This window comes from Bradyrhizobium sp. (genome assembly GCF_036735945.1).
GTDB lineage: Bacteria > Pseudomonadota > Alphaproteobacteria > Rhizobiales > Xanthobacteraceae > Bradyrhizobium.
In genome coordinates this window covers 141,938-151,741 of sequence record NZ_DAINNI010000003.1, presented here as the reverse complement: position 1 = coordinate 151,741, position 9,804 = coordinate 141,938, and the positions used below count along the sequence as shown (strand labels likewise).

Genomic DNA, 9,804 nt, shown 5'->3' with positions numbered 1-9,804 from the left:
ACAAAAAATCTCAAAATTCGCGTTTTCGGGCGCGAATCCGCGAAGTCGGGCTAACCCGCCGTCATGAACCGCTGCTGCTCGCCCGCGCCTGCGGGCGTTATCGGGATGCCGCCGTCGGCATATTCGTTCAGCTTGTTGCGCAGCGTGCGGATCGAGATGCCCAGGATGTTGGCGGCGTGGGTGCGGTTGCCAAGGCAGTGCTTGAGCGTCTCCAGGATCAGGTCGCGCTCGACATCGGCGACGGTGCGGCCGACCAGCGCGCGGGTGACCTGCTCGGCGGCAAAGGTCGCATGCGCGACCGCGGGCGGGGTCTTGGCGAGGTCGAGGCGGTCGCCGTCGGGCGTGAGGATCGCGTCAGGACCGATCTCGTCGCCCTGCGCCATCAGCACCGAGCGGTGGATGGTGTTTTCCAGCTCACGGACATTGCCCTGCCAGCGGTTCGAGGTCAGCACGCGCCTCGCCTCCGCCGAGATCGGGCGCAGCGCCGCGCCATTGGCATCGGCGTATTTCTTCGCGAAATGCTGCGCCAGTTCGAGGATGTCCGCCGGGCGGTCGCGCAGCGGCGGGATCTTCAGGTTGACGACGTTGAGGCGGAACAGCAGGTCCTCGCGGAATGTGCCTTCACGCACGGCGTCGGAGAGGTTGCGGTTCGAGGTCGCGATGATGCGGATATCGACCGTAACAGGCTTGGTGCCGCCGACGCGGTCGATCACGCGCTCCTGGATCGCGCGCAACAGCTTGGATTGAAGCCGAACGTCCATTTCGGAAATTTCGTCGAGCAGCAGCGTGCCGCCGGAGGCTTCCTCGAACTTGCCGATGCGGCGGGCGACGGCACCCGTGAAGGCTCCCTTCTCGTGGCCGAATAGTTCGGATTCCAGCAGATGCTCGGGGATCGCTGCGCAGTTGATCGAGATGAACGGGCGCTTGGCGCGGGCTGAGCGGGAATGGACGTAACGCGCCAGCACCTCCTTGCCGGTGCCGGATTCGCCGGTGATCATCACCGAAGCATCCGAGCCCGCGATCTGCTGCGCCAGCTTGATCACCTTGCCCATGGCTTCGTCGCGATAGACGAGGTCGCGTGAATCATTGGCGACGGCCGCCAGCACGGCGGCGATCAGTTCGGGATCGGGCGGCAGCGGGATGTATTCCTTGGCGCCGGCATGAATGGCGGCGACCGCGGCGCGGGCGTCGTTGGAAATGCCGCAGGCCACGATCGGCACGTGGATGTGCTCGGCTTCCAGCCGCATCACGAGGTCGCGGATGTCGAGGGCGACATCGACCAGCAGGAGGTCGGCGCCCTTGCCGCCACGCAGCACGCCCATCGCCTGTTCGATCGCTTCGGCATGGGTCACGGATGCGCCGTTCGCCATCGCGATCTTGGTGGCGGTCGTGAGCTGGCCCTTCAATGTGCCAACGATGAGAAGCCGCATATCTGTCTCCTGTCCGTCTGTTCGCGCCTTGCAGGCGCGTATCGCCAAAATTGTCAGCTGCGTTCAGCCTTGATGATTTCCGTCATGGTCACGCCGAGCTTGTCTTCCACCAGCACGACCTCGCCACGCGCCACCAGGCGGTTGTTGACGTAGATGTCGATGGCTTCGCCGACGCGGCGGTCGAGTTCGAGCACGGTGCCGGGCCCGAGCTTCAAGAGCTCGCCGACGTCCATCTTGGAGCGGCCGAGCACGGCTGAGACCTGCACCGGCACGTCGAACACGGCCTCGAGATCGGCCGCGATGCGCGAGGCCTGTTCGTCCTCGTTATAGGCGAGGTCGTCGACCGGCGGCGCGTCGGCGGAGTTGAGGTCGGGAAGCGGTACCTGTCCGTCGGTGTCACTCATGGTTCAGTCCTCATGGCCCTTACGCTCCCGCCTGATCGCGCGACGCCAGATAGCGTCCGACGAGTTCGCTGATTTTCGTTTCAATGGCCGCACGCTCCAGCACCACGCCGCCGTCGGCCCATTCGATCCGGCAGTCGCCGGTGGCGATGGCGGGCTCGGCCAGGATCACCAGCCGCCCCTCGAAACCGCTCTGCGCCGCCTGCCGTTCGATCTTCTCGCGGGCGGCTTCATAGAGCTGGTCGTTGATGCGAACGACGAGATGCGGCGTCGCGACCAGATGCGAGAAGCAGTCGCTGACCAGCGCCATGATCTCGCCGAGCGGCTCGCGGACGACCAGTTCGCTGCACAGCTTGCGTGCCACCGCGACCGCGACCTCGACGGCCTCGGTCTCCATCCTGGCCTCGATACCGGAGATCCGCGTGGCGATGCCCTTGATCGTGATGCCGATCTCCTCCAGCGCCAGCGCTGAACGGCGGTCGCTCTCCACCCTGGCTTCGTGCTGCGCCGCCTCGTAGCCGGCGCGATAGGCGCGGGCCTCGGCCTCCGCGACCTTCTGCGCGATCTCGGCGGCGGTTGCCGCGCGCTCGCGCGCCTTGTCGGGGGCGGCGAAGTCGGTGTCGAACAGGAATTTTGCGGGCGCGGCCATCAGTACACCAGCTCGTCGTCGGCGCGGTTCTTGGTCAGCGTAATCTCGCCGCGCGCGGCCATGTCCTTGGCCAGGTTGACGAGCAGCGCCTGCGCCTCGTCGACGTCGCGCAGCCGTACCGGTCCCATCGCGGCCATGTCGTCCATCAGCATCTTGCCGGCGCGTGACGACATGTTGCCGAGGAAGAAGCCGCGCACCTCCTCGTTGGCGCTCTTCAGCGCGATGCCGAGCTTGTCCTTGTCGACGTTGCGCATCAGGGTCTGGGCCGAGGCGGAATCCAGCTTGATGAGATCGTCGAAGGTGAACATCAGCGCCTTGATGCGCTCGGCGGATTCGCGGTTTTCCTCTTCCAGCGAGGTGATGAAGCGGGTTTCGGTCTGGCGGTCGAAATTGTTGAAGATTTCGGCCATCACCTCGTGGGCGTCGCGGCGGCGGGTCTGCGACAGGTTCGACATGAATTCGGTGCGCAGTGTCTGCTCGACGCGCTCGATGACCTCCTTCTGCACCGCTTCCATCTTAAGCATGCGGCCGACGACATCGAGCGCGAGGTCCTCGGGCAGGATCGCCAGCACGCGCGCGGCATGCTCGGGCTTCAGCTTCGACAGCACCACCGCGATCGTCTGCGGATATTCGTTCTTGAGATAGTTGGCGAGCACCTCTTCCTGCACGTTGGAGAGTTTCTCCCACATGTTGCGGCCGGCGGGGCCGCGGATTTCATCCATGATGCCGTTGACGCGCTCGGAGGGCAGGTACTGCTGCAGCAGCCGCTCGGTGGCGTCGAAGGTGCCCATCAGCGCGCCGGATGCCGACATGCGCGAGACGAATTCGAGCAGGAGGTCCTCGACCACGTCGGCCTCGACGGTGCCGAGCGTCGACATGTGGATCGACAGCTCGCGGACCTCGTCGTCGTCGAGCAGCGCCCAGACCTTGCCGCCATACTGCTCGCCGAGCGCCAGCATCAGGATCGCGGCGCGCTTCGGCCCGCTCAGCGGCTTGCTCTTGGGCCGGCCGCTCTGACGGCTCGCCAGCGCCGAGATGACGGTCGTGATGTCGTTGGCGTTGCTGGTTTGTTGCTGCGGTACGGCGGGCATGTCAGGTCTCGGCGGTTTCGCTCAGCCATTGCCGAACGATGGATGCGGTTTCGTTGGGATTGCGTTCGGCCAGTTCGCCGACCCGGTGCACGGCCTGGGCGTGGACCTGGCCCTGGACCTGGGCGACGTCGATCAACTGGGCGGTGCCGCTGGTGCCGGCGATCAAGGCCTGGTTGGGGCCGAGTTCTCCGTTCGGCCCGTTGCCCTCGATCAGCATGGTCGTCGGTTCGGCCGGCCCAGGCACGACTTCTGCGGCCAGGATGCGCTTGACCAGCGGCCGGATCACCAGGAACAGCACCACGAGGCCGAGCAGCATCATGACGCCGAGTTCGATGACGTGCATGACGTCGTCCTTGGTGAATTGCAGGAAGCCAAGCAGCCCGCCCGGCTCGACAACCGGGGGCACGGTCGGCGCTTCGGCAAAGCGCAGGTTGACGACCTCGACCTGGTCGCCGCGCTTCTGGTCGAAGCCGATCGCGGAGCGCACCAGCGTGGCGATGCGGTCGAGCTGCTCCTTGCTGCGGTCCTGATAGACCATCTCGCCTTTTTCGTTCTTGGCGTAGGCGCCATCGACCAGCACCGCGACCGAGATCCGGTTGACCCGTCCGGCCTCGGTGACCTCGGTCTTGGTCGTCCGGGAAATCTCGTAATTGTTGGTCTCTTCGCTCTTCTTGCTCTGGTCGCGGGCGGTGGCGGTGCCGCCGGCCTGGTTGCCGGGCAACTCGTTGTTGACCGTCACCTGACCGCCGTCGCCGGCGCTGGCGGCGGATTCCTCGCGGGTCTGGCTGGAGCGCAGCACACGGCCTTCGGGATCGAACTTGTCCGAGGTCTGGGTGACCTTGTTGTAGTCGAAGTCGGCGGTGAGCTGGACGCGGGCGCGGCCCTGGCCGACCACCGAGGAGACGATCGCCTCGACTTCGTTGCGCATGCGCTTTTCGAACGCGGTGCGGCGCTCGTCGCCAACGGCGATTTCCGGATCCTTGCTGGCGCCGTCGGCAAGCAGGCGGCCGGCTTCGTCGACGATCGACACCCGCTGCGGCTTCAAGCCGTTGACGGCGGAAGCGACGACATGGCGGATCGCGCGGATCTGCTGGGGCTCGAGGCTGCCGCGCACCCGTACCACGATCGAGGCCGACGGCTCCGGGGCCTCACGCGCGAACAACGGACGCTCCGGCAGCACGAGATGGACGCGCGCGGCCTGGATGCGGTCGATGGCGCGGATGGTGCGGGCGAGTTCGCCCTCCAGCGCGCGCAGATGATTGATGTTCTGGACGAAGCTCGTGGTGCCGAGTGCGTCCGACTTGTCGAAGATCTCGTAACCGACGCCGCCGCCCTTGGGCAGGTTGCTCTCGGCGAGCTTCATCCTGAGACGCGTGACCTTGTCCTTCGGCACCATGATGACGGCGCCTTCATTGCGCAGCTCGAAAGGAATAGCCTGGCGCTCCAGATCCTTGATGATGCTGGAGGAATCTTCGTAGGACAGGTCGGTGAACAGCGTGGTCATCTGCGGCGTGGTGACGCGCATGATGACGAAGGCGAAGAAGCCGAGCAGCGCGGTGGTCACGGCGACCATGGCCATCAGCCGTGACGCGCCAAGGCCTTTCAGGAAAGCAACGAGACTTTGCACCAACCGCCCCCAGGGATTCGGCCCCAGGGACCGACTGGGCAATTATTGCCTAGGGGATGGTTTCGATATGGTTAACAGGCGTTAAAGCGCCGCTAATAGTTCCGGGCATGAAAAAAAACGGCTTCGCAAAACGAAGCCGGTTTTCATCAAATCTTTTGGTTCAGAAGCGCTTACTGGCGATATTGCTGGATCCGGGTGGTCCGCAAGCCCGCCAGGCCATGCTGATCGATGGAGAACTGCCAGGACAGGAATTCGTCGACCGTCAACGTATAGCGGCTGCACGCCTCTTCGAGGGAAAGCAGGCCACCGCGGACTGCGGCGACAACTTCGGCCTTGCGGCGGATCACCCACCGTTTGGTGCCGGGCGCGGGCAGGTCAGCAATTGTTAACGGGCTGCCGTCAGGCCCGATGACGTATTTTACCCTCGGGCGATGGGGTTCTGTCATGGCGTACTCACAAACTCTCAACCACTGAACTCACGGTAGTAAATCTACGCCCTTCGGCTTAAAATTTGCCTAAGCCCACGGCTTCAATACGAATCTCCTTGAAAATGACCAGAAATGGCCGCGAACCGGCCTTCCGGAACGCCTGTGCGCTCGCAGGAAGACCGGGCCGGGAACGGGCCGGACGGGTGGAAAGCGATGGCCGCGGGCTAGCTCGAGGTCGCCGGGCGGACCACCCGTTTGATTTTGTCAGTTGTGTAACTCTGGCCGCCGATCGACAGCAGCGGCGGGGAGGAGGTCAGATCGACGGAATCGACGATGCCCTGGACTTCGGTTGATATCGCGACGCTGTTGCCCGAACTGTCCTTGCCGGTTGCGCTCAGGGTGTAGGTGCCGGCCGGCCACTGCACACCGTCGTTACCCTTGCCGTCCCAGACGAAACTGGAGCCGCCCTGCTTCAATGAAAAGTTGCCGGTATAGGCGGTCTGTCCCGCCGAATTGGTGATCGTGATCGTTGCGGTCGTGTCCTTGTCGGAATTGAAATTCCAGGTGGCGGATTTGTCGAACTGCGCCTTGCTGCCGTCGACGGCGACCGTGTTGCCGACATAGACCAGCGCCTGGGTGGCCTGGGCACCTTTTTCGATCTCGACCAACGCCTTCAACTGATCGTTCGACTTGAGCTGCTGCTCGATGCCGGCAAACTGCACGAGCTGCTGCGTGAACTGGTTGGTATCGAGCGGATCCATCGGATTCTGGTGCTGAAGCTGGGTGGTCAGCAGCGTCAGAAAGGTCTGGAAATTATCCGCGATCCCGGTCGTGTTGTCCGACGAGGTCTTGTTGGCCGTAGCCGTGCCGGTCCCCGCAGCCGAGACGACTGTGGTCGGCATGGTTGCATCAACTGCCATGGCGATCTCCTTTAAACCCTGATGTCGACGCCGCCGCTCGCACCGAGCATGCGGCCATAGCTGCGCCCGGCGACGACGGCCGGCACGCTCTCGTCCTCGCTGACGACGATGCGATGCGCGTTGGGATTGGACTGGTTGCCGTCGTTCTGGCCTTGCGAGGACTGGTCGCGCAGGCTGAATTGCAGGCCGCCGTTACCGGTCGAGAGCCCGGCATTGTCGAGCGCGCGCTGCAACTGGTTGGCGTCCTGGCGCAGCATCGACAGCGTTTCCGGCCGTTCGACGGTCAGGTGCGACGTCACCTGGCCGTGACGATCGACGTCGATGCGGACATCGATGCGGCCGAGTTCGGCGGGATCGAGCCGGATTTCGAAACGGGTCTTGCCGCTCTTGGCGGAGGCGCCGATTTCCATCGCGAGCCCGCTCAGCGGCACGGCGGCGCCGGTCGCAGCGTTGGCGGTGAGTTGCGTCGTTGCAGCCGCGGTCGCATGGGTGGCCGACAGCTGCGACGGGATCGCGCCGGCAGCCTGCAGGCCGCTGCCGGAAGGATTGACCGGCGTGTTGCCGATATCGGGAGCGGCAAGATGCGCGTTCGCATTGGCGTGTGCGGTTGGCGGCGCAATGGAATTACCTGGCGCGTCAGCCTTCACGGCTTCAGTGACGCCGCCTTCGGACTTGGGTTTGGCGACGGCTTCGGCTGAAGGCGTAACGGCAGGCGCGATCGTATCAGCGGCGGGCGCTGCCGACGCGGCGGGATCGGTGCCGTCGATGCCGTCGCTGGCTGCGGGCTGCTCGACTGCCGTCGTGGCGCCCTTCCTGGCCAGATCGGATGTCTTGGAGAGCACCGCCGATTTTGTCGCGGCTGGTGTTGCCGCGACGGCGGAAGCGGCCTGCGCGCTGCCGCCAGTGACGGACGGATCGCCTGATGTCGCCAGGGCGCTGACAGCCTGGCCAACACCGCCTTGAGCGGTTGCCTTGACGTCGGCCTTTGCCTGCGCGTCGGGCGAGGTCGTTGTGCCGGCCGTGTCGGTCGTCTCGCTGGTAGCAGCGGCCGGCGCGGTCTCGGCGGCAAGCGATGCGGAAGCCGCGATCGCCGCGGCTGCGATCGCAAGCGGAGCAGCGGCCTTGTCGGCCGTCGGCGTCGCGGTGGTCTCGGGCGCTGGAGCCGCGGGCGCATTGATGGCGGTGGCGATGGCGTCGACGGTCATGACGGTCGTTGCATCCTGTGCCGCCTCGGCCTGCGAGGCATCGGCGGAAGATGCCTGCGTTTTCTCGCCGGGTTCCGCCTTGTCGGACTTCGGCGCGTCGGACTTCGATTTGGCGCGGCGGGTTGTGGTCGCCTTGGTCTCGGCATTGGCCGTGGTGTCGGTTGTGGCGTCGGCCTTGCCGTCATCGCGCGCGTTGTCGTTGCTCGCCTTGCTCGCGCCGTCGCGATCATTCGAATCACGGCGCGCGGCCTTGTCCGCCTTGTCGGACGCCGCGGCGTTATCGCGCGGACGATTGCCGGACCCGGCCTGCGTATCGTCGGATCGGCGCGGGGCGGGCGCCGGGTCCTGCGCACGGGAATCGTTGCGGCTCGCTGCCGTATTGCTGTCGACCAGCGCCGCGAAGCTGTCGTTGCCGGCGGGGGGATCGGAATCGGGCCGGGCGGACCGCGCCGCCGCGTTCTGGAAAGATGCGTTTGCCGAAACTTCTGACGTGACACTTACCACGGGCGACCCTCGCGCTGAGCTCTCAGCTACCATTCAGCAAGGACCGGGCCACTCAGGTCTCTAAGACATTCTATTGTAATTTCAATGTCTTGGGCGGGACGGCGGCGGGGTCGCGCGCTCCGGCTTCCGCCGCCTTTTCTGCCCGGCGGCAAGATTTGCCGTCCTGGACCCCCTCCAAAATGAGGTTCGACTGATTGCTTCGCGGGAATACGGCCTATATTAAAGAGCGGCATCCGATCCGGCCCGAAATGGCCGAATGACGCTCCAATGCCTTATAGATAAAGGCTTTTTAACCTTGGCCGCGGCCCGCTGGCGGGCTCCGCGATTGAAGTCGATGACCCCTGGCATGCGAAACAGTCTGGATCTCGAAGGTCGTCCGCAGGATACGCGGATCGTGGTCGCCATGTCCGGCGGAGTCGATTCCTCGGTGACGGCCGCCCTGCTGAAGTCCGAGGGCTACGACGTGGTCGGAATCACGCTGCAGCTCTACGACCATGGCGCGGCAACCCATCGCAAGGGCGCCTGCTGCGCCGGGCGCGACATCCACGATGCCCGCAATGTCGCGGAACGGATCGGCATTCCGCATTACGTGCTGGACTACGAAAGCCGCTTCCGCGAATCCGTGATCGACAATTTCGCCGACAGCTACGCGCATGGCGAAACGCCGGTGCCCTGCATCGAGTGCAACCGCTCGATCAAGTTTCGCGACCTGCTTTCGACCGCGCGCGAACTCGGCGCGCAGGCGCTCGCGACCGGACACTATGTTGCCTCGCGCCGCCTTGCCGACGGCTCGCGCGCGCTGGTCTGCGCTGCCGATGCCGATCGCGACCAGAGCTATTTCCTGTTCGCGACCACGCGCGAGCAACTCGACTATCTGCGCTTTCCGCTCGGCGACATGGCCAAGCCGCAGACGCGCGAACTGGCGCGGCGCTTCGGCCTCGAAGTCGCCGACAAGCAGGACAGCCAGGATATCTGCTTCGTGCCGACCGGGCGCTACACCGACATCATCGGCCGCCTGAAGCCCGGCGCGATCGAGCCCGGCGAGATCGTCGATCTCGAGGGACGCGTGATCGGTCGGCACCAGGGCATCGTCCATTTCACCGTCGGCCAGCGCAAGGGACTGGGCATTGCCGCCGGCGCGCCGCTCTATGTCGTCAAGCTCGATGCCGCCAGCCGCCGCGTCGTGGTGGGCCCGCGCGAGGCGTTGCGCATGGATCGGATCCTGTTGCGTGACGTCAACTGGATCGGCGACGGCGCGCTCGATCGCGTCATCGGCAAAGGCATCGAGATGTTCGTCCGCGTTCGCTCGACGCGTCCGCCGCAGCCGGCCTGGCTGCGCGCGGTCGACGGCGGCTACGAGGTCGAACTCGTTGCCGGCGAGGAGGGCGTATCGCCCGGCCAGGCCTGTGTGTTCTACGATGCGCCTTCCGGACAGGCGCGCGTGCTCGGCGGCGGCTTCATCAAGAGCGCCGCCGCACGACATCCGGCGGCGAGGGCAGGGGCGCAGGACAAGCTTGCGCCGCTCGCCGAGGTGATGCGCACCTAACCA

At 65.4% G+C, this 9,804-nt stretch carries 9 protein-coding genes; 1 reads left to right on the top strand and 8 read right to left on the bottom strand.

The window, feature by feature from the left end; all coding sequences use genetic code 11:
* Nucleotides 1–50: 50 nt before the first annotated feature.
* From flbD to V7E26_RS02365, 8 genes are all read right to left on the bottom strand, one after another.
* Complete coding sequence (gene flbD / locus V7E26_RS02400) at nt 51–1,430, bottom strand: sigma-54-dependent transcriptional regulator FlbD (RefSeq protein WP_324413070.1); 1,380 nt, start codon at nt 1,428–1,430, stop codon at nt 51–53.
* A 53-nt stretch (nt 1,431–1,483) separates the two neighbouring features.
* Nucleotides 1,484–1,834: a flagellar motor switch protein FliN gene (gene fliN / locus V7E26_RS02395; RefSeq protein WP_324413068.1), complete on the bottom strand. Its 351-nt coding sequence runs from the start codon at nt 1,832–1,834 to the stop codon at nt 1,484–1,486.
* A 19-nt stretch (nt 1,835–1,853) separates the two neighbouring features.
* Nucleotides 1,854–2,480: a FliH/SctL family protein gene (locus V7E26_RS02390; protein WP_324413066.1), complete on the bottom strand. Its 627-nt coding sequence runs from the start codon at nt 2,478–2,480 to the stop codon at nt 1,854–1,856.
* Nucleotides 2,480–3,571: a flagellar motor switch protein FliG gene (gene fliG / locus V7E26_RS02385; protein ID WP_324413064.1), complete on the bottom strand. Its 1,092-nt coding sequence runs from the start codon at nt 3,569–3,571 to the stop codon at nt 2,480–2,482. The genes V7E26_RS02390 and fliG overlap by 1 nt, the downstream gene beginning before the upstream one ends.
* Nucleotide 3,572: 1 nt before the next feature.
* The gene (fliF, locus tag V7E26_RS02380) at nt 3,573–5,198 is read right to left on the bottom strand and encodes a flagellar basal-body MS-ring/collar protein FliF (protein ID WP_324413062.1); all 1,626 of its coding nucleotides are present in this window, start codon (nt 5,196–5,198) and stop codon (nt 3,573–3,575) included.
* Nucleotides 5,199–5,368: 170 nt separating this feature from the next.
* On the bottom strand, nt 5,369–5,644 hold the full coding sequence (gene sciP, locus V7E26_RS02375) for a CtrA inhibitor SciP (RefSeq protein WP_002714638.1): 276 nt from the start codon (nt 5,642–5,644) through the stop codon (nt 5,369–5,371).
* 206 nt (nt 5,645–5,850) lie between these two features.
* Nucleotides 5,851–6,546, bottom strand: a complete 696-nt coding sequence (locus V7E26_RS02370) for a flagellar hook assembly protein FlgD (RefSeq protein ID WP_324413060.1) — start codon at nt 6,544–6,546, stop codon at nt 5,851–5,853.
* An 11-nt stretch (nt 6,547–6,557) separates the two neighbouring features.
* Complete coding sequence (locus V7E26_RS02365; protein WP_324413057.1) at nt 6,558–8,255, bottom strand: flagellar hook-length control protein FliK; 1,698 nt, start codon at nt 8,253–8,255, stop codon at nt 6,558–6,560.
* 346 nt (nt 8,256–8,601) lie between these two features.
* Between V7E26_RS02365 and mnmA the strand changes: the two genes are divergently transcribed.
* Nucleotides 8,602–9,801 (top strand): tRNA 2-thiouridine(34) synthase MnmA, encoded by a 1,200-nt coding sequence (gene mnmA / locus V7E26_RS02360; protein WP_324413055.1) that lies wholly within the window; start codon nt 8,602–8,604, stop codon nt 9,799–9,801.
* The last annotated feature ends 3 nt before the right edge of the window (nt 9,802–9,804 follow it).